General features: G+C 69.0%; 17 protein-coding genes. 9 read left to right on the top strand and 8 right to left on the bottom strand.

What is annotated here, in order from left to right; all coding sequences use genetic code 11:
- Window positions 1–172: 172 nt before the first annotated feature.
- The gene (locus ACFKCF_RS14150; protein ID WP_394493673.1) at window positions 173–1,843 is read right to left on the bottom strand and encodes a PQQ-dependent sugar dehydrogenase; all 1,671 of its coding nucleotides are present in this window, start codon (window positions 1,841–1,843) and stop codon (window positions 173–175) included.
- A gap of 252 nt (window positions 1,844–2,095) precedes the next feature.
- On the opposite strand from ACFKCF_RS14150, the gene ACFKCF_RS14145 reads away from it, so the two are divergent.
- The 5 genes from ACFKCF_RS14145 (at window position 2,096) to ACFKCF_RS14125 (ending at window position 7,676) form a co-directional block, all read left to right on the top strand.
- On the top strand, window positions 2,096–2,707 hold the full coding sequence (locus ACFKCF_RS14145; protein ID WP_394493672.1) for a hypothetical protein: 612 nt from the start codon (window positions 2,096–2,098) through the stop codon (window positions 2,705–2,707).
- A 56-nt stretch (window positions 2,708–2,763) separates the two neighbouring features.
- Complete coding sequence (locus ACFKCF_RS14140) at window positions 2,764–3,102, top strand: hypothetical protein (RefSeq protein ID WP_394493670.1); 339 nt, start codon at window positions 2,764–2,766, stop codon at window positions 3,100–3,102.
- Between the two features lie 462 nt (window positions 3,103–3,564).
- Window positions 3,565–4,011, top strand: a complete 447-nt coding sequence (locus ACFKCF_RS14135; protein WP_394493668.1) for a plastocyanin/azurin family copper-binding protein — start codon at window positions 3,565–3,567, stop codon at window positions 4,009–4,011.
- A 683-nt stretch (window positions 4,012–4,694) separates the two neighbouring features.
- A complete protein-coding gene (locus ACFKCF_RS14130) occupies window positions 4,695–5,264 on the top strand; it encodes a CHRD domain-containing protein (protein WP_394493666.1) in 570 nt (189 codons plus the stop codon).
- A gap of 912 nt (window positions 5,265–6,176) precedes the next feature.
- A complete protein-coding gene (locus ACFKCF_RS14125) occupies window positions 6,177–7,676 on the top strand; it encodes a serine/threonine-protein kinase (protein WP_394493664.1) in 1,500 nt (499 codons plus the stop codon).
- A 611-nt stretch (window positions 7,677–8,287) separates the two neighbouring features.
- Here ACFKCF_RS14125 and ACFKCF_RS14120 read toward each other — a convergent pair.
- From ACFKCF_RS14120 to ACFKCF_RS14110, 3 genes are read right to left on the bottom strand one after another with little or no spacing between them, the layout of a single operon-like run.
- Window positions 8,288–9,040, bottom strand: a complete 753-nt coding sequence (locus ACFKCF_RS14120) for a hypothetical protein (RefSeq protein ID WP_394493662.1) — start codon at window positions 9,038–9,040, stop codon at window positions 8,288–8,290.
- The gene (locus ACFKCF_RS14115; protein ID WP_394493660.1) at window positions 9,037–9,954 is read right to left on the bottom strand and encodes an ABC transporter ATP-binding protein; all 918 of its coding nucleotides are present in this window, start codon (window positions 9,952–9,954) and stop codon (window positions 9,037–9,039) included. The genes ACFKCF_RS14120 and ACFKCF_RS14115 overlap by 4 nt, the downstream gene beginning before the upstream one ends.
- Entirely contained in the window at window positions 9,951–11,417 is a 1,467-nt protein-coding gene (locus ACFKCF_RS14110) for an alpha/beta fold hydrolase (protein ID WP_394493658.1), read from the bottom strand. The genes ACFKCF_RS14115 and ACFKCF_RS14110 overlap by 4 nt, the downstream gene beginning before the upstream one ends.
- A gap of 166 nt (window positions 11,418–11,583) precedes the next feature.
- Between ACFKCF_RS14110 and ACFKCF_RS14105 the strand changes: the two genes are divergently transcribed.
- Together ACFKCF_RS14105 and ACFKCF_RS14100 are read left to right on the top strand one after the other, a co-directional pair.
- Window positions 11,584–12,708, top strand: coding sequence for a sensor histidine kinase (locus ACFKCF_RS14105; protein WP_394493656.1), 1,125 nt, complete (start codon window positions 11,584–11,586; stop codon window positions 12,706–12,708).
- Between the two features lie 562 nt (window positions 12,709–13,270).
- Complete coding sequence (locus ACFKCF_RS14100) at window positions 13,271–13,912, top strand: response regulator (RefSeq protein WP_394493967.1); 642 nt, start codon at window positions 13,271–13,273, stop codon at window positions 13,910–13,912.
- 418 nt (window positions 13,913–14,330) lie between these two features.
- On the opposite strand, the gene sigJ is transcribed toward ACFKCF_RS14100, so the two are convergent.
- Complete coding sequence (gene sigJ, locus ACFKCF_RS14095; protein WP_394493654.1) at window positions 14,331–15,242, bottom strand: RNA polymerase sigma factor SigJ; 912 nt, start codon at window positions 15,240–15,242, stop codon at window positions 14,331–14,333.
- A 149-nt stretch (window positions 15,243–15,391) separates the two neighbouring features.
- Between sigJ and ACFKCF_RS14090 the strand changes: the two genes are divergently transcribed.
- The gene (locus ACFKCF_RS14090) at window positions 15,392–15,772 is read left to right on the top strand and encodes a hypothetical protein (RefSeq protein WP_394493652.1); all 381 of its coding nucleotides are present in this window, start codon (window positions 15,392–15,394) and stop codon (window positions 15,770–15,772) included.
- Window positions 15,773–15,936: 164 nt separating this feature from the next.
- Here the strand turns inward: ACFKCF_RS14090 and ACFKCF_RS14085 are convergent, their stop codons facing one another.
- A complete protein-coding gene (locus tag ACFKCF_RS14085; protein ID WP_394493983.1) occupies window positions 15,937–16,344 on the bottom strand; it encodes a hypothetical protein in 408 nt (135 codons plus the stop codon).
- On the opposite strand from ACFKCF_RS14085, the gene ACFKCF_RS14080 reads away from it, so the two are divergent.
- On the top strand, window positions 16,289–16,555 hold the full coding sequence (locus ACFKCF_RS14080) for a hypothetical protein (RefSeq protein ID WP_394493651.1): 267 nt from the start codon (window positions 16,289–16,291) through the stop codon (window positions 16,553–16,555). The two genes, ACFKCF_RS14085 and ACFKCF_RS14080, sit on opposite strands and share 56 nt — an antisense overlap.
- A 150-nt stretch (window positions 16,556–16,705) precedes the next feature.
- Here the strand turns inward: ACFKCF_RS14080 and ACFKCF_RS14075 are convergent, their stop codons facing one another.
- Together ACFKCF_RS14075 and ACFKCF_RS14070 are read right to left on the bottom strand one after the other, a co-directional pair.
- Window positions 16,706–17,563, bottom strand: a complete 858-nt coding sequence (locus ACFKCF_RS14075) for an oxidoreductase (protein ID WP_394493649.1) — start codon at window positions 17,561–17,563, stop codon at window positions 16,706–16,708.
- Window positions 17,564–17,572: 9 nt separating this feature from the next.
- Window positions 17,573–18,415: an oxidoreductase gene (locus tag ACFKCF_RS14070; RefSeq protein WP_394493647.1), complete on the bottom strand. Its 843-nt coding sequence runs from the start codon at window positions 18,413–18,415 to the stop codon at window positions 17,573–17,575.
- Between the last annotated feature and the right edge of the window lie 69 nt (window positions 18,416–18,484).

Here is an 18,484-nt window from a genome sequence, read left to right as displayed (position 1 = left end):
GCCGATGACTCCGGCCCCGCTGAACCTTGGAGGCCGGCTCGGCCGCGCGACGCCGCCATCCGTCCCCAGCGCCACCATCCGTCCCCGAGCACCGTCATCCACCCCCCAGCGCCTTCCCGTTGCCCTGGCCGGCGTCCGCAGGAATCGGGTCGGAAGCGTACGGTGCGCCAGCTCAGGGGCTGGTGCACCGATAGGCGGAAGGGGTCTGGGTGTCGCCGTTGGGGCGGCCGGCCTGGAAGCCGAACGTGGTGCTCTGGCCGGGCGCGAGCGTGCCGTTGTGAGCGGCGTTCCTGGCCGTGACGGTCTGGCCGCTCACGGTCAGCGTGGCGTTCCAGGAGCCGGTGACGGCATGCCCGCTGGGCAGCGTGAACGTCACCGTCCAGCCCGTGGTCGTGGAGGTGCCGGTGTTGGCGACCGTGACCGGCTGGATCACATAGCCGGTGCTCCACTGGGTCTGGGTGGTCGGCGTGACTGTGCAGCCGCCGGTGGTGCCGCCCGGACCGGTGGTGACCGTGACCGTGTTGGACACCGGCGACAGGTTGCCCGCCGCGTCACGGGCGCGTACCTGGTATCGGTAGGTGGTGGCGGCGGTAAGCCCGGAGTCGGTGAACGAGGTGGTCGTCGCGGTGCCCACCTGCGTGAAGGTGCCGCCGGACGAGCCCGGCGCGCGCAGGACGTCGTAGCCGGTCACGCCGACGTTGTCGGTCGAGGCGGTCCACGCCAGCGTGGTGCCGGTGGAGGTGGTCGCGGAGGCGGCCAGGCTGCCGGGGGCGGTCGGCGCGGCGGTGTCGGTCCCGTTCGTGGCCGGCGGGATGCGGATGATGCGGTCGTCCTGGGCCACCGGTGTGCCGCGGCCGTCCCGGTTGCTGGTCGTCACCCAGAGCCAGCCGTCGGGTCCGAGCGCGACCGCGCGGAGGCGTCCGTACGTGGATTGGAGCTCGGCCAGCGGCGTGCCGGGCGTGCCGCTGCCGGTCAGCGGCACCGTCCAGAGGCGCCGGCCGCCCAGCGCCGCGGCGAAGAGCGTGTTGTTCGCGTACGCGAGCCCGCTCGGCGACGCCTCGGCGGTCGTCCAGGTGACGATGGGGTTGCGGAAGGAGGAGTTGCCGCAGTTGCCCTCGCAGGTGGGCCAGCCGTAGTTGCCGCCCGCGACGATATGGTTGATCTCGTCCCAGGTGTTCTGGCCGAATTCGCTGGCGTACATCCTGCCCTGGGAGTCCCAGGCCAGGCCCTGCACGTTGCGGTGGCCGTAGCTCCAGACGCGGGAACCCGCGAACGGATTGTCCGAAGGCACTCCGCCGGTGGGCGTCATGCGCAGGATCTTGCCGGCCGGGCTGTTGAGGTTCTGGGCGTTGCTGGTGTTGCTGGCGTCGCCGGTGCTCAGGTAGAGCATGCCGTCCGGGCCGAAGGCGAGGCGGCCGCCGTCGTGGATGGTGGCGCTCGGGACACCGGAGAAGATCACCGTCTGCGTCTGCGGGGCGCTCAACTGGAACCTGACCAGGCGGTTGTCCCCGGCGGTGCTGGTGAAGTACGCGTACACCCAGCCGTCCCTGGCCGCGATGCCGAGCAGGCCGCTCTCACCCGAAGCGCTCACCCCGCTGATGGTGGCGACCTGGGTGGGACTCTGGCCGGGCCGTACCTGGAGGATCCGCCCCGTGTTCCGCTCGGAGACCAGCGCGCTGCCGTCCGGCAGGAACGCCAGACCCCACGGCACCTGCAGGCCCGTGACGGAGACCTCCGCCCTGGAGAAGTCGAAACCGCCGACCACCTGCGCGCGTGCCTCGGGAGCGCTGACGATGACGGCGATCAGGGCGAGAATCAGGGCAGGTACGACACGGGCGCGCATGACGGACTCCTTGACGGGATCACCGTGTGCGGACCCCAGCACCGTAGGCACCGCGAGCGCGGGACCTCAATCATCGCGACCCGCGCGTCCCGCCCATCTGCGACGACGGCCCCAGGTTCCTGAAACTTTCAACAACCGAGGCTTCCGTAATGAAACCGTGCTCAACCCTCCCCTTCCGGACGCTGTCTGATCAGGCAGACGGTTCCGGCCCCTCCATGACCGGACCGGCATCCACTCGGAAGAGGGGCACCGATGAGGGTTACGGCAATGTCGGTGGCGGCTCTCGCGATGATCGCCTGCACTCCGCTCCCCGCCCTGGCGCATCCGGCGCACGGTGACGCGGACGCGGTCAGGTACGCCTGGGTACGGGGATGCGGCGTTCAGGCGAAGCCGTGCGGAGACTGGATCCTGTTCCGGCGCCACGGCAGCCGAACGCGGCTCCGGGACGCCCGGGTCAAGCCCTTGAGCGACAAGGGCAAGACCTTGAACGACGATCTCGCGCCGCTGTCGGTCAGCGATGACGGCCGCCGGGTGGCCTACTTCAGGAAGGGCGACGGGCGCCTGGTCGTACGCGAGCTCGGCGGTGGCGTACACGTCATCGCGGACGAGGTGCCGGCGCGCGGCTACGGCATGGGGGATGTGCGGACGATGCTGTCCCAGGACGGTACGCGCCTGGCGGTCGACTACGTCGGCGAGTACGACCGCGGCGGCAAGCCCAAGCGGCCCACCGACATCTATGACGTCGCCACGGGCACCAAACTGGGATCGATCCCCTGGGACGTGACCTTGTCCGGATTCAGCCCGGCTACGGCGACGAGGTCCTGGCCACCCGGGAGGGCGAGCGGGCCGGCGAGTACGAGCTGACCGACCTCTTCGTCTTCACCGTTCAAGGCGGGCAGACGATCCACGCCAGGCCGCCGGTGAAGGAGTCGTTCATCCCCTACGGCCTGACGGCGGACGGGACGAAGGTGGCGACCATGGGCTATGAGGGCGGCGGGGTGGCCTTCAAGGTCTACGACCTCGCGTCCGAAAAGGTCCTCACGAGCATCCCCATGCGCCTCCACACCGGGAAGTGGTCACCCGACGCGATCGCATGGACCGCCCCCTCCAAGATCACTGTCCACCTCTCACACCACGACGACGGCAAACCCGCCCGTGTCCGCATCCTCGAAGTCGACACCACCACGAAGAAGATCACGACCCGCGACGCCTACACCGTCACACCCGGGGCCTTCCGATTCGTGACCTGCGGCGCCTGACGAGCGCACGCCGGCCGTGGCGGGGTGCGCCACGCGTACTCTGGAAGAGGGGACGCTCGCCGGTCGAGCGCGACCACGACGCGGGAGACGGGTGAGCACACGCGCACTCGGGGGGTGAGCCCGATGAGGCCTCACAACGTCTGGTCCGCAGGCACCGCGGCGGTAGCGATGACAGCCACCCTGCTCACCAGCACACCAACGTCCGCAGGACAGCCGTTCACCGACACACCCACACCCACGGAACGGCCATTCACCGACGCACCAACGGCCACAGGGCAACTGTTCAACGGCACATCCACGCCTACGGGACAGTCGTTCACCGACACACCAACGGCCACAGGGCAACTGTTCAACGGCACATCCACGCCCACGGGACAGTCGTTCGCCGACACATCCACGGCCACGGGACAGTCGTTCGCCGGCACACCCACGGCCACGGGACAGCCGTTCACCCACGCACCAATGATCACAGGGCAGGCGGCCAAGTCGCAGCCCACGCAAGAGTGCACCCCTCCGCCGCTACCGGGCAAGGTGGTGGACGTCGACCTGACCGACACGGCCGGGGCGGCACCCATGCGCCTGACCGTGAAGCCGGCCAAGGTCACAGCGGGCACCGTGTCTCTTCGAGCCTCCAACACCGGCACCCTGGCCCACGAGGTGGCCGTACTGCCGCTCACGGCCAGCCAGGCCATCGGAAAACGGCCGATCGGCGCCGACAGCCGCGTGACCGAAACAGGCTCCCTCGGCGAGGCGTCCCACAACTGCGGCGCGGGCGAGGGCGGAGGCATCGCACCCGGGTTCGAGGGCTGGGCGACGCTGACGCTGCAGCCTGGACGGTACGAGCTGATCTGCAACTTCCCGGGGCATTACGCCGCAGGCATGCGCGCAGAACTCGACGTCGCCCAGTAACCCCCACCGGCCCGCAACTGGCCCCAACCGGCTCCACCGGAAAGCCCACCACTCCACCCCTCCCCCCGCTGACCCGAATATCGCCACCCCTTCACCGCCCCGCGCCGACGTCCCTTACCCATCCCCGGACATGCCTCCAGTGCCGCGAGCCCACCCGCCCTTCGTAGGCCCTCGCCTGCCTGCCCCGGCCTCCGCACATCCGTTCCGACCTCCGCCCGCCCGTTCCCCCGCCCTTGCCCGGCCCGTCGCTGACCTTCGCGTGCCGTCCCGGCCTTTGCCTGCCCGTCGCTGGCCTCCACCTGCCGTCCCAGCCTTCGTACGGCCGCCGCCAGGCTTCACTCGTCCCTCGCTGGCTTTGGCTCGCTGGTCGACGGCCTTCACTCGCCTAACGCCGGCCTTCGCCCGCCCTGCCGGCCTTTACTCGCCCAACGCCGGCCTTCGCCCGCCCTGCCGGCCTTTACTCGCCCAACGCCGACCTTCGCTTGCCCCGCCAGCCTTCGCTCACCAGCCCCGCTTGAGCGCTGCACACGAATCGGCACCAGGTTTTGGTCTGCTGGCCTCGGGCTTTGTGACACTGATCACCCCACGCCTTATGCGGATTTGTCCACAGAACGTCGGATGCCGCCTCACTAACGTCCTCCGTGTCCGAAGAGATCCGTAAGACCAATCGGAGGCAAATCCCCATGAGCACTTCTCAGCAGATCAGCAACGGGCGTATCCAGTGGCGGCGTGCGGCGGCGGGTGCGGCCATCGCGGCCCTGGCCTCCACCGCGGCCCTGGCCGCTGCCTCGGCACCGGCCAACGCCACCCCAGCCACCTTCAGCAGCGCCAAGGTGACCAGCGCCAAGGTGACCAGCGCGGCCAAGACGTACTACTTCACCTCGGTCCTTCTCGGCAAGAACGAGGTGCCGGAGGCCGGCAAGAAGGTCAACGACCGGAACGGCCTGGCGGTCGCGAAGTTCCGCATCAAGGGCAACCGCCTCTACTACTTCGTCCAGTGGAAGAAGGTCGCCAAGCCCACCGCCTTCCACATTCACCGCGGAAAGGCCGGCAAGAACGGCCCCGTCGTCATTGACCTGCTGAGCAGCGGCACCACCCACGGCAACACGAGCTCCGGCTCCGTCCGCGTCAAGGACACCAGCGTCCTCAACGGAATCAAGAAGAACCCGAAGAACTGGTACGCCAACCTGCACACCTCCGAGTTCCCCGACGGCGCGGTCCGCGGCCAGCTCCACGGCGCCCACCACTGGTAAACACGCTGAAAGGTGCGCGAACGAGGGCCGAGCCGCCGCAGCACGGAGACGTCGGCACGGCAGCCGCCCTCATTCGGCCAGGCGCAGAGTCGCCAGGCCGAGGTCAGACCCGACGAACGCCGTCATAGACACGCGGACCCAGCGAACGGACGGCCCAGCACGCGGAAGACCTCGCCCATCGCGGACACCGGCAAGTTAGAAGGGGCTGGGAATGACGCCGGGATTCTAGAACGTGCCCGCCGCAGCACCACGACCGCCGTAGCCCCGCGACCACCATAGGCACCGTGTCCACTGCAGCACCGCGACCGCATAAGCACCGTAGGCGCCGCGACCACCCTTAGCACCCGGACGACCGCAACCACCTACGCGCCGCGACCGCCGCAAGCACGTAAGCACCGTAGGCGCCGCGACCACCCTTAGCACCCGGACGACCGCAACCACCTACGCGCCGCGACCGCCGCAAGCACGTAAGCACCGTAGGCGCCGCGACCACCCTTAGCGCCCGGACCACCGTAACCAGCTAAACACCGCAACCGCCGTACCACCGCAACCACCGCATGCGCCGCGACCACCACCACGACCACCATGACCAGACCACCAATGGCCACCTCAGCACCGCAAGCACCGAACCCACCGTAAGTACCGTGACCGCGGCCACGGGAAGCACCGCGACCACCCGAAGCACCGCGATACCGGCGTTACCGGCGTCATCGGCGACCATCTGGAGCCGGGGTCTCCTCGCGGAAGGCGGAGACCGGCCGGAACCAGATGTTCAACGGCATCATCGACCTTTGATCGGCATTCCCTGACGCTCGCGATCCGTTCGCTTACTATCTGATGTGCCCGTGCTGAGCCGGATATCGACAGGAGGCGACGAATGGTCGCGGAGTCCGAGACGTCGGTAATGGCACGGTGACGCTGCTCGCGAGCCGTTATCGGCTGCTTTCGCAGCTCGGCCAGGGCGGTATGGGCACCGTCTGGCGGGCGATGGACGAACTCCTCCGGCAGGAAGTGGCCATCAAAGAGGTCCGGCTCCCGTCGGACCTCGACGAGGCCTCACGGGCCGAACTGGCCGAACGCACGCTCCGGGAAGCACGCGCCGCGGCGACGCTGCGCTCCCACCCGTCCATCGTCACCGTGCACGACGTCGTCCTGGACGACGGCCGGCCGTGGATCATCATGGAGTTGGTCCGCGGCCGCTCCCTCGACCGGGTCGTACGCGACGACGGCCCGCTGTCGCCGCACCGCGTCGCCGAGATCGGCATGCAGATGCTCGACGCCCTCGCCGCCGCGCACGCGTCCGGCATCTTGCACCGGGACGTAAAACCCGCCAACGTCCTGCTCACCGACGACGGGCGGGTGCTGCTCACCGACTTCGGCATCGCGACGATCGCCGGGGACACCGGGCTCACGCAGACGGGCATGCTGACCGGCTCGCCCGGCTACATCGCCCCGGAGCGCCTGCGCGGCGAGGCCGACGGCTCGCTCGCCGACCTGTGGTCACTCGGCGCCACGCTCTTCACAGCTGTGGAGGGCGGCCCGCCGTTCCCTCGACCGAACGAGGCCGCGGTCCTGGCCGCCGTACTGATGCAGGAGCCCGCCCCTTTCCGGATGGCTGGCCCGCTGGCGCCCGTACTGGCCGCGATCCTGGAGAAGGACCCGGCACGCCGCTGCTCCCCGGACGAGGTGGCCGGCTGGCTGAGGGCCCTCTCGCGGGGCGAGACCACGAACGTCCCGACCTCACCACGGACGCGGACCGTACCGGGCGGCAGACCTCGACGCCGCCGCGTCCAGGTCATCGTCGGTGCCCTGCTCGCGGTGGTGCTGATCGTGGCGGCCGGGGTGGTGGTCCTGCCGTACCTGTTCCCGAACGCCATCCGCGTACTCGGCGCCATGCTTGCGCCCCGGGTCAACTACACCTATTCGCCGCGGCCAGTGTTCAGCTTGTCGCCGGAAGCCACCCCGGCCATCTCCCGCGACTTCGAGGCATGCGATCTGCTGACCAGCGCCCAGACGCGCTCGCTGTTCGGCGGTCCGATGAAGCGCCAGTTCCTGACCGACGCCGCCTGCTCCTGGGCCAGTACGAACACTTCCACCCTGAATGTCATGGCGTACCGCTTGCCGAGCACCTCCGCGGCCAACTTGACCCATGATCAGATGGTGGAGTACATGAAGGACGAGCCGAAGCGGGACGAGAAGACCAAGATCCGCACGGGACCGAAGGTCGGGGACGAGGCGTTCAGTTATACCCGGCAGGTGCCCGGCTGGCCGTGGCGGCTCTACGAGACCAAGATCTCCTTCCGGCTGTCGAACGTCGCGGTATCCATCACCGTCAGAGCCCGACGCTCCGGATTCGGCACCGCCGACCGCGCCGCCAAACTCGTCGCCACAGCCCTCAACAAATATCGCTGACCCCACTGAACGACGCTCCCTTACTTCACGGCTGGCGCCGCCGGCTGTTCCGGCGAATACAACGACCCGCCCCTTCGTCGCCGTGCCGACAGACCGTCGGGTTTAACCGACGCGCGTTCATCGGCTGGTGGGACTGGGACAGCGCGAGCCTGAGATGAAAGGGGCCAAGGTGCCGAAGGCGAAAGCACCGAGGCGGCTTAGGAAAGGGGCAGAGGCTCCCGAAACGAAGGCGCCGAGGCGGCCGGAATGAGGGGTGGAGGCTCCCGATACGAAGGCGCCAAGACGGCCGGATGAAGAATCGGAGACGGCCGGAATGAAGAGGCTGAAGCGGTCGAAGCGAAGGTGCCGAGGCGCACGAAGCGAACGGGCCGAAGCGGTAGAGCCCAAGGGCTGAGGTCGCCGAGGTAAAGCGGCGGAGGAGGCGGCTGCAGTGGATGGGCAGAGACGGAAACCAAGAGATCGAGGCGGTCGAGGTGTAAGGAGCGGAGGCGCCTGAGGCAAGTAGAGCGCAGGGGGGCTCAGTAGAAAGGGCTGAGGTGAAAGGGGCGGAAGTGTCCGAGGTCGCGACCGCCGTGCCGTGGGCGGATGTCATCCGTGTTGGCCGGCTGTGGTCAGGCGTCGCGGCGGGTGATCGTCAGGGCTGCTGTAACGAGGAAGATCGTGACATAACCGGCGAGGACGATGATGGCAGAGGTGGGGCCGAAGGCGCCGGAGTCGGGGACGCCGGCTAACTGTCTCGTCAGTGATGGGATCGTCAGGGAGCCCGTCCAGTCGTTCCAAGGGGCGGGGAGAAAGCGTTCGATCACGGGCGGGGCCGTCAGGAGGGCCACCAGTGCGATGAGCGCTCCCGGTGTCGAGCGCAGAAGCGTGGCCAGGCACAACCCCATCACCGCGGCGACGGCGCAGCCGGCGCCTGTCGACAGTACCTCGGGCAGGGCGGTCGGTTCGGAGAATGAGGCGCCGATCGGGCGTCCGCCCACCACTGCCTGTGCGGTGAAGTAGGTGGCGAACGCCAGCACCTGACCCGCGATCGTGGCCACGGCGGCCACCACGGTGGCCTTGGCCAGCAGGAGGATCCATGGGCGCCGGATGGTGGTCAACGTCAGCCTGATCATGCCGGTGCTGTACTCGCCGGAGATGGCAAGCGCGCCCAGCATGCCGAAGAGCACGGGTGGAATGTCGGCGCTGAAGGTGAGCCCCGTGCCGACGGGCTCGCCGCCAGGACCCTTGATGTCGAAATAGCGCGAGATCGAGAGGGCGGCGAAGCCGGTGAGGACCAGGGCGGAGAGCGTGCAGGCCAGGACGTAGTAGGTCGATCGGAGCGAGCGGAGTTTGAGCCACTCCGATGCGACGACGTTGATCATTGGGTTATCTCCATGAAGGCCTCTTCGAGCGACGCCCGGCGGGGCGCCAATTCGTGGATGGCGCAGCCGTTCGCCAGGGCGACATCGCCTATGGCGGCTGCGGACAAGCCGGTCACCAGCAGCTCTCCTTCGGCCCAGGAGGGAGATGCCGAAGGCGCGCTCGCGCCGGATGGCTGGGTGCGGCGTACGGTTGCTCCCGCCGCTTCGAGTGCCCCGGTCAAGCGGGTCGCATGGGGCGATCGGACCGATACGTCACCTTGGAAGCGGGCCAGCAGCTCCGCCATCGTGGTGTCCTCGATCAGCCGGCCGTGGCCGATGATGATGAGCCGGTCGGCGGTGAGGGACATCTCGGTCATCAGATGGCTCGACAGGAGGACGGTCCGTCCCTCGGCGGCCAGGGATCTCAGCAGCGCTCTGAGCCAGCGGATGCCGTCGGGGTCGAGGCCGTTGACCGGCTCGTCAAGAATGAGCACTCCCGGGTCGCCGAGCAGTGCCGCGGCGATGCCGAGGCGCTGGCGCATCCCCTGGGAGAACCCGGCGATCCGCTTTCGTGCCGCGCTGGCCAGGCCGACCTCCTCGAGAACCTGTACGACCCTGCGGCGCGCGATCCCGCCAGCATGCGCCAGCGCTTGGAGGTGATCGAACGCGCTGCGCCCGCCCTGCACCTCGGTGGCGTCGAGCATCGCACCGACCTCACGCATGGGGTCATGCAGGTCGCGCTTGCGGACGCCGTTGATCAACGCCTTGCCCGAGGTGGGGGCGTGAAGGCCGAGGATCACTCGCATGGTGGTGGACTTGCCGGCCCCGTTGTGCCCGAGAAAGCCCGTGACCTGTCCGGGTTTGACGTCGAACGTCAGCCCCGAGACCGCCCGCGTGGAACCGTACACCTTTGTCAGATCTATGACCTCGATCATTTCCCCACCCGGTGAATCAGCTCGGCCGGGCAGCGCGTGCCCCGCACGGGCAGCGCTCCCGTTGTCAGGTAGGCGAGGACGTGCCGCCGCAGGCAGCCGTTGGCGGCCCACGCCGCGTGGCCGTCGCCGTGCCACAGGACCTGGGCGGACGGAACCTGCTCCGCCACGTGCTGCTGCCCAAGGTAGTTGGTGTTGTTGTCGAGCTCCCCGATCGCGAAGAGGATCGGTGGGACGTCCTTCACGCGTAACGGGTGCGGCGCCCAGGACGCGCCCCCGCTGCGCCCCCAGCACCGCCCGAGCTCGAAGCGTCCCTCGATCCAGCCGAACCTCGGCGCGATCTCGCGAAGCCTGGCCTCGATGCCCCGGAACTCCTCGTACGTCGGCATCTTCGGCATGAAGTCGTTGCACAGGGAGTCCTGGCTCACTGACGAGCTGCCCTGATCCGGCGCGAGCTCGGTGAGAAAGTGGGCGGCGTCGCCGTCGAGGGCCTTGCGGATGGCAGTCGCGAACCGAGGCCAGTACGCCGGGTTCATGCCTTTGACCGCACCTGCGTACAGCTGGCCCTCGTGCACCGTCCTGCCGGGCGACGCCGGCAGTGGCGCGCGGCGCACCCTTGCGACGAGTTCGTCCCAGGCCTTGCCCGCATCCCTGCCGTGCAGGGCGCAGTCCGTACGGCGGGCGCACCAGTCACGGAAGCGGATGAGATGCCGCTCCTGGGTGCGCGCATAGTTGCGCAACCAGGGCTCGAACTCCTGCTGGGTGTGATCGGCGGTCCCGTCGAAATACATCCGCTCCACCCGCTGCGGGAACAGCTCCAGATAGGCCTGGGCGTAGACGGTGCCGTAAGAGTTGCCCGCGTAGCGGAGCTTCTCCTGGCCGAGCGCGGCGCGCAGCGCGTCGATGTCGTGCGCCACGTTCCATGCCGTCATTCCGTACCACGCCGACTTGGCGGTCTTGCGGCAGCTCGCCTGATGGGCCGCGTTCTTGGCAGCGTGAGCGTCCCAGTCCTGCTTCGTCCGCGCCAGGATCAACCCGAAGACGGAGGCCGAGGACTCCTCGCAGCTCACTCTCTTGCCGCTCCCGGGCTCGGACATCCCGCGCGGATCCACCGCGATGACGTCGAACCGGCTCCGCAACTCCTTGAGCAGGGTCGGCAGCTCCGGCGGAATGTCAGGATCGTTTCTCGGCCTCAGCATCGCCGTGCTGGTGGCCGGGCCGCCGAAGTTGACGATCAGCGGCCCCATGCTCTTGCCCGTCGCGGGCAGTCGGGCCACGTGCACCGAGGTCTTGGGGCCGCCCGGATCGGCCCAGTCAACTGGGACGACCAGCTCGGCACATCGCAGGCCGTCACCACACTCCTTCCAGGTGAGGCGGTACGCTTGCGCCGACGCCAGCGCGATGCCGCCGAGCGAGACGGCGAGGCAGGCAGTGAGGCACAGGGCGATGAGTGTGCGTCGATCCATGCGGGCAACGATCCTGCACGGCGGTGGGTCCGCACATCGGAGCCAGATCCGGTCTTGCCGCTCCGACCAGGGTCATACGGTGCGGGCGAAAGAGAGCGAAGTACGACCCTGGTCTGACGGCTCGTGCTCCGATTCGCTCGCGGTCGTTCCTCGATAGCGTCGAGATGTGAACCTGCTCGCCCGGCGGCCTGCGCACAGGCTGCTCATCCTGGCCGACGCCGTCGTCGCGGTGCTGATCGCACTGGGGTCCACGACGAATCCGGAGGGCCTGGAGGTGAGCACCGCGTCGGTGCTGATCTGCTGGCTGCTCGTGGCGCCCGTGGCGGTGCGGCGGATCTGGCCGGTGCCCGCATACTACGGTGCGCTCCTGGCGGGCCTCCTTCTGTTCACGTTACAGGCGAACCGGCTGATGATGGTCGGGGTGGTGGCGTTGACCATTTACCCGCTGTCGGTTGCCCAACCGGTGCGGCGATCGGCGATCGCCCTCGTGCTGGGCCTGCTCGTCACCGGAGGCGCTCTGCTGGCCTCGGTGCTGGGCGCCCCGCGGGTGAACGGCTGGCCGGATCCCGTCTTCATCGTCGGGGCTGCCTGGCTGGTCGTGGGAGCGAGCTGGAGTCTCGGTACGACGGCGCGCATCCGCCGGCTGTCCGCCGCGCGCGAGTCCGAGATGCAGGCCGAGAAGGCGGTGGTCGACGAGCGCCTGCGGATCGCCCGCGAGCTGCACGACGTCGTCGCCCATTCGCTGAGCATGATCACCGTCAAGGCGGGGGTGGCGGCCAAGGTCCTGGACAAGCATCCGGAGGAAGGGCGTGCGGCGTTACGGGCCATCGAGGAGATCGGGCGCGGCTCGCTCATGGAGATGCGCCAGTTACTCGGCGCACTGCGTTCATCCGGCAGCCCCCCTGAGAGCACGCCGCTCCCCGGCCTCGCGGACCTGCCGTCCCTGGCACAACGCGCGGCGGAGGCCGGGGTTCAGGTCGACCTCTCGGTGAGCGGAGCCGTGCCCGACAGCATGGGGCTGTCCGTCTATCGCATCGTTCAGGAGGCGATCACCAACGTCGTCAGGCATGCCGCTCCCGCTCGTTGCCGGGCCAGCGTGTCGGTCGTCGACGGGTTGTTGAAGATCTCCGTGGTCGATGACGGCCCTGGGCAGCGAGTGCTGCCGGGGAAGGCGGGTGGGCACGGTCTTGCGGGGATGCGGGAACGGGCCATGATGTACGGCGGCGCCTTCGAGGCCGGACCTCTGCCGGGGGGTGGGTTCGGCGTGCACGCATCATGGGAGGTCCCATGACCTGTCTGACTCACGCTGCGCTTCCCGCCCGAGACCTCGGCGCGCCCCAACGGCCCGCGCCCACCTCGACTCGCAACCGGTGCGATGCCGTGGTTGGTGGGATGTTGCGGCCCGTGGGGCGCCGCGCCCGCCACGACGCTGTGCGGGCGGGGCGCTGTGGTGGGTGGGACGTCGCACCCGGTGCGACCCCGTGGTGCGATGCCGTGGTGGGTGGGGAGCTGCGCCCGCCACGACGCTGTGCGGGCGCGACGCTGTGGTGGGTGGGACGTCGTGGTCGACGTGGACCTGTGGCTGGTCGGTCGCGAGAGGTCTTTGGCATACGACTCCGTCTCTCCTGGAGTAGGGGGTTACTGGCTGACTGGCGATGCCGGTCGAGGTCGGCTGTCCCGGGCGACAGGGGCGGATCGATGTGGGAGTGGCTGATGTCGAGATCGCGACCCGTGAGTCGGCATCCGTGGGTGTTGAGTGGCGCAAGATGGGAGGCGGAGCGGCAGACCTGGACGGAGCGTCCGCGGACCGGGCGTCGATCCTGCTCGTGTTGGGCGTGTTTGTGGGGGATCTCTTGATTCGAGTGCTCGTCGCCGACGATCAGGCGCTGCTGCGGGGCAGCTTCCGTTTGCTGATCGACTCGGAGGACGACCTCGTCGTGGTCGGGGAGGCGGCCGACGGACACCAGGCGGTGGCGCTCGCGCGGACGGAGTCACCCGATGTGGTGCTCATGGATGTCAGGATGCCGGAGATGGACGGCATCGCCGCGACCAAGGAGATCGCCAGCGATACCCGGGTCCTCATCCTGACCACGTTCGACCTCGATGAGTACGTCTATGCGGCGCTGCGTGCGGGCGCCAGTGGGTTCCTGCTCAAGGACGCGCCTCCCGACGATCTCTTGAGGGCGATCCGGGTGGTCGCGTCGGGCGAGACGCTGATCGCGCCGAGTGTCACCACGCGATTGATCGCGGAGTTCGTACGGCGGCCGCCGGCCCAGCGGGTCTTCCACGGGCTCGACAACCTGACGGATCGGGAGCGCGAGGTGCTCACGCTCATTGCCCACGGTCTGTCCAACGCCGAGCTCGGCAGCCAACTGCAGCTGAGCCCCGGGACCGTGAAGACGCACATCGGCCGCCTGCTGGCCAAGTTGCGGGCCCGAGACCGCGCCCAACTCGTCATCGCCGCCTACGAGGCCGGTCTAGTCAAGCCGGGTTAGCGCAGGCGGTCTCCGCGCGGCGGGTGGTCCTCGGCCTGTGCGTGGAGCTGGGAGGCCGGGGGGTCGCCTCCTCTGTGGCTCTCGGCTTGTACGAGGAGTCGGGGGCGCTTCCTCCGTGCTCTCGGCCCGTACGTGGAGCTGGGAGGCCGGGGGGTCGCCTCCTCCGTGGCTCTCGGCTTGTACGAGGAGTCGGGGGGCGCTTCCTCTGTGCTCTCGGCCCGTACGTGGAGCTGGGAGGCTGAGGGGTCGCCTCCTCCGTGGCTCTCGGCTTGTACGAGGAGTCGGGGGGCGCTTCCTCCGTGCTCTCGGCCCGTACGTGGAGCTGGGAGGCCGGGGGCCGCCCCCTCCGTGGCTCTCGGCATGTACGAGGAGGCCGGGGAGGTTGGCGTGCTCCTGCAGCGTGCCGAATGAGCTGGTCCTAAGGCTGTGGTTGCACCGTCCAGGGTCGGAGTTTCTCGGGGTTGCGTACCGCCCAGATCTGCTTGATCCGGTCGCCCGTGACGTCGAACGCCGCCACCGTCACAGTCACGCCGTCCAGCTGGGCCACCAGCCCGGGCTGACCGTTGACCGTACGCTCCAGGAGCGTCAGGCCGGGTGACATTCCGGCGATGGCGAGGAGGTAGCGGGCGATCTGCTCGCTGCCCTCGATCGGGCGGAGTCCGGCGCTGACGAGGCCGCCGCCGTCGATGACCGCCGTGGCGTCGGGGTCGAGGAGGCCGACGAGGGCTTTGATGTCCTTGGCCTCCCACGCCTGCTTGAAGTCACTGACGATGTCGGGCCGGGCCGCCGGAGCCGCGGAAGCCTGTGACGCCCGGATACGGCGGCGGGCCGAGGAGGCCAGCTGGCGACATGCCACCTCCGAACGGCCGACGATCTCCCCCACTTCCGCGAAGGAGTAGCGGAAGACGTCATGCAGGATGAACGCGACGCGTTCGGCCGGGGTCATCGACTCGAGCACGACCAGGAAGGCCATGTTGATCGACTCGTCGAGGGTGACGCGGTCGGCCGGGTCGGCGGTGACCCACTCCGAAGGTTTGGGCAGCGGCTCGGGGATCCATTCGCCCACGTAGCGCTCACGCCTCGCGCGTGCCGAGCCGAGTACGTCGAGGCAGATGCGGCCGGCGACCTTCGTCAGCCAGGCTCCGGGGGATTGGATGGCTTCCTGCTGCTCCGGAGTCATGGCGTACCAGCGGGTGTAGGTCTCCTGCACGACATCCTCGGCGTCGGCAAGGGAGCCGAGGAGGCGGTAGGCGAGATTGATCAGCTGACGCCGCTCGCTCATGATCACGCTCAGGCTCGGGTCGATGCTTGGCTCGGATGGGGTGGTCATGGTGTCGCCGGCTCCTCGGTCGTTTCTGCCCTCACCCGGACAGACGAGACAACGCCTCGGAATGTGAGGTCGTCGCGTCGCCTAACCTCACGTTCCCGGCGGTCGTGTCGTCGGACTGCTGAGACACCGGTATCGAGAAGGGAAGCCCCATGTCCAAGAACGTCACGTTCCTGCGGATAGCGATCACCTTGCAAACCTTTGCCGTCTTCGTCCAGGCGATCACTGCGGGGCTGCTGCTGTCCATGCCCGGGGGTGGGGTATTGCACAGTGCTGGAGCGTACGCGACGTTCATCGTGACGGTGTTGCACCTGGTGATCGCGATCTTGGTGTGGCGGCCGGGTGGCGGCTCGCCCAGGCCCATCCTGTACGCGGCCGGCTTCTTGGTGATCACGTCGGCGCAGGTGGCGCTGGGCATCGCGCACGTGAAGACCCTGCACGTCCCGCTGGGCGTCCTGATGTTCGGCATGAGCGTCGTTCAACTCGGCCGGATCTGGGCCGGCGGCCGTGCCCGCGTGGACGCCACGGTATGACGACTCGCGGTTCTGGAGCGTGTGCTCTGTTGTCATGATGGGCATGCCTCGCCGTCGAGTTCATGATCTCGATCGGTCGCCGAGCAGTTGGGGGCCGACGGTGGTCGGAAGCGGTCCACGGTGCGAGCGCTGGCGGCGGCGGCCGGGGTGTCGAACGGGGTGATCTACCACGTGTTCGGGTCGTTGCCGGTGCCGCTCGGGCGGCTGTGGCTGAGGCGGCGGGAGATTTCCTGGATCTGCAGGTCGAGCTCGCCGACGGGTGCAAGAGGGCGAACCGTGAGGCGGCGGTCGAGGCGGGGGTCGAGGCGGGGGTCGAGGCGGTGGTGACGGTGGCGGCAATGGCGAGCGCACCCGCGGTGTTCGCCCACCGCCGGCCCGCCGCGGCCCGGATGCTCGTGGTGGCCCGTCGTGACCAGCTGCTCGGTCCCGAGGTGCCGCGGGAGCTGCTTGTGGCGGTCCGTTGTGACCAGCTGCTCCGTTCCGAGGTGCCGCGGGAGCTGCTTGTGGCGGTCCGTCGTGACCGGCTGCGAGGTGCCGCGGGAGCTGGCCGAGGAGATGTTCGCCCTGGGCAAGCGGTTGGTGAGGCTGCTGAGCCGCCTGTCGCGGGCGCTGTGGGATCGTGCCGGCGGGGTGAGCGGCGAGGTGGTGACGCTGTGGCGTGGTCGACCTGCCGACCGGTGTGTTCCGGCGGGCGCTGGCGGGCCCGATCGCGGACGGCCGGCCCGTGAGCGCGACCAGCTGGAGGCGCGCGAGGAAAGGCCGGTCTCTGGCCGTCGGGGATGACAGCCGAGAACGTCCGAAGGCTGCCGTCCTCGCCTTCCCATCGCCCCCACCACGCCCCCACCGCCCCATCGACCGCGCGGTCGGGTCGGTGAACGGAGGGCCGGATCATTGCCGCCTGGCCGGGCGCCGCGCTGATCGGGCAAGCAGCGGTCACAGGACCGCGTGCTCGGCACTTCCCGGGAAATCGGTGCTGAGTGCGACCTGCTTGCCCGCGTCGAACTCCGCCCGGAGCTGGTTGAGCTTGGCGTCGATCCTGCGGTGGGCGTCGCTGCCGAGCACGATCCAGTGGCGAGGGCGCTCGGAGGTGGCCGCCTCGTACATCACCTTCGCCGCCCGGGCGGGGTCGCCGGGGAACATTTCAGGCGTGAGGGTGCCCATCATGTTCCGGAACGCGCCGGCTGTCGCGTGGTAGGCGTCGATGGGGGTGCCGGAGGCCTTGGTGCGGTGTTCGATGCCGGTACGGAAGGAGCCCGGCTGGATGACCATCGCGTTCAGGCCGAGGGGTTCGATTTCCTGCCAGAGGGCTTCGGTGAAGCCTTCGAGCGCGAATTTGCTGGCGGAGTAATAGCCGTTGGCGGGGAGGCTGGCCAGGCCGTCCATCGAGGAGACGTTGACGATGGTGCCGCGTCCTCGGGCGCGCATGCCGGGCAGGACGAGCCGGGTGAGGGCCACGGCGCCGAAGAAGTTGACCTCGAACAGTTTGCGGTAGTCGTTCTCGTCCTGCTCCTCCAGCGCGCCGATGAAGTCGATGCCGGCGTTGTTGACCAGGATGTCGATGCCGCCGAAGTGTTCCTCCGCCTTCTTGACACCGTTCTCGCGCTGCTGGGGGTCGGTCACGTCGAGGGGAAGGGCCAGCGCGGTGCGCGGGTGGCGGGAGGCCAGTTCGGTGGTGGCCTTGGTGCTGGAGGCGGTGATGACGGCCCGGTCGCCCCGGGCGAGGACGTGTTCGGCGAGAGCGCGTCCGAGGCCGCTTGACGCGCCGGTGATGAGCCAGGTTCGGGGATTCATCGCAGGCTCCTAGCGTTCGTCGGCGGGGTAGTCGGCCGAGCGGCTGACGTCGGCCCATTTCTCGGTTTCGGCGGCGCGGATCTCGCCGGCCTTCTGGGCGGTGGCGACGGCGTCGCTGCCGAGGAGGAGCCGTCGTGGCGGGTCGTCGTGGCGGGCGACGTCGATGATGATCCTGGCGGCGCGGGCGGGGTCGCCGGGCTGGGTGCCGTCGGTGTCGCGTCGGTAGCGGTGGATCGCGCCCACGGTCTGCTCGTAGTCCGGGCCGACGGGGTGGAGTTCCATGGAGGGGCCCTGCCAGTCGGTACGGAACGCGCCCGGCTCGACAATGACGACCTTGATGCCGAAGGGCGCGACCTCGCTGGCGAGGACTTCGGAGAACCCTTCGACGGCGAACTTCGCGGTCTGGTAGGCGCCCATCCCGGGGGTGCCGCCGACGCGCCCTCCGATGGAGGAGAACTGTACGAAGACTCCCGATCGCTGGGCGCGCAGGACGGGCAGGGCGGCCCGGGTCACGTTCACGACGCCGAAGAGGTTGGTTTCGATCTGGGCGCGGAAGTCGTCCTCGGCCATCTCCTCGATCGGCGCGCTGTTGCCGTAGCCGGCGTTGTTGACCACCACATCGAGGCTGCCGAAGGCGTCGAGGGCCTCCTTGACCGCCCGGGGGGCCGCGGCGGCGTCGGTGACGTCGAGCGCGATCGCTCGTATCCGGTCGCCGTGGCGGGCCACCAGGTCGTCGAGCTGCTTGGGGCTGCGGGCGGTGGCGACGACCTGATCGCCCGCTTCGAGGACCGCTTCGGTGAGGTGGCGGCCGAAGCCGCGTGACGATCCGGTGATGAGCCATGTCTTGGCCATGGGTGCTTCCTTCGGTCGGTGATGTCTAACTGCATCATTAATGTAGCACTTATAAATCTAAGCTCCGCG

Source organism: Nonomuraea sp. JJY05 (assembly GCF_043496855.1).
In the GTDB taxonomy this organism is placed as follows: Bacteria; Actinomycetota; Actinomycetes; order Streptosporangiales; family Streptosporangiaceae; genus Nonomuraea.
The sequence above is the reverse complement of the archived record's forward strand: the minus strand, read 5'-3'. Positions and strand labels throughout refer to the sequence as shown.

What these genes read in the sequence shown, in the direction of transcription:
- ACFKCF_RS14150 (WP_394493673.1), bottom strand. Translation starts at nt 1,843, where the DNA reads ATGCGCGCCCGTGTCGTACCTGCCCTGATTCTCGCCCTGATCGCCGTC.
- sigJ (WP_394493654.1), bottom strand. Translation starts at nt 15,242, where the DNA reads ATGACCACCCCATCCGAGCCAAGCATCGACCCGAGCCTGAGCGTGATC.
- ACFKCF_RS14135 (WP_394493668.1), top strand. Translation starts at nt 3,565, where the DNA reads ATGATCACAGGGCAGGCGGCCAAGTCGCAGCCCACGCAAGAGTGCACC.
- ACFKCF_RS14120 (WP_394493662.1), bottom strand. Translation starts at nt 9,040, where the DNA reads ATGATCAACGTCGTCGCATCGGAGTGGCTCAAACTCCGCTCGCTCCGA.
- ACFKCF_RS14110 (WP_394493658.1), bottom strand. Translation starts at nt 11,417, where the DNA reads ATGGATCGACGCACACTCATCGCCCTGTGCCTCACTGCCTGCCTCGCC.
- ACFKCF_RS14130 (WP_394493666.1), top strand. Translation starts at nt 4,695, where the DNA reads ATGAGCACTTCTCAGCAGATCAGCAACGGGCGTATCCAGTGGCGGCGT.
- ACFKCF_RS14145 (WP_394493672.1), top strand. Translation starts at nt 2,096, where the DNA reads ATGAGGGTTACGGCAATGTCGGTGGCGGCTCTCGCGATGATCGCCTGC.
- ACFKCF_RS14070 (WP_394493647.1), bottom strand. Translation starts at nt 18,415, where the DNA reads ATGGCCAAGACATGGCTCATCACCGGATCGTCACGCGGCTTCGGCCGC.
- ACFKCF_RS14115 (WP_394493660.1), bottom strand. Translation starts at nt 9,954, where the DNA reads ATGATCGAGGTCATAGATCTGACAAAGGTGTACGGTTCCACGCGGGCG.
- ACFKCF_RS14075 (WP_394493649.1), bottom strand. Translation starts at nt 17,563, where the DNA reads ATGAATCCCCGAACCTGGCTCATCACCGGCGCGTCAAGCGGCCTCGGA.
- ACFKCF_RS14090 (WP_394493652.1), top strand. Translation starts at nt 15,392, where the DNA reads ATGTCCAAGAACGTCACGTTCCTGCGGATAGCGATCACCTTGCAAACC.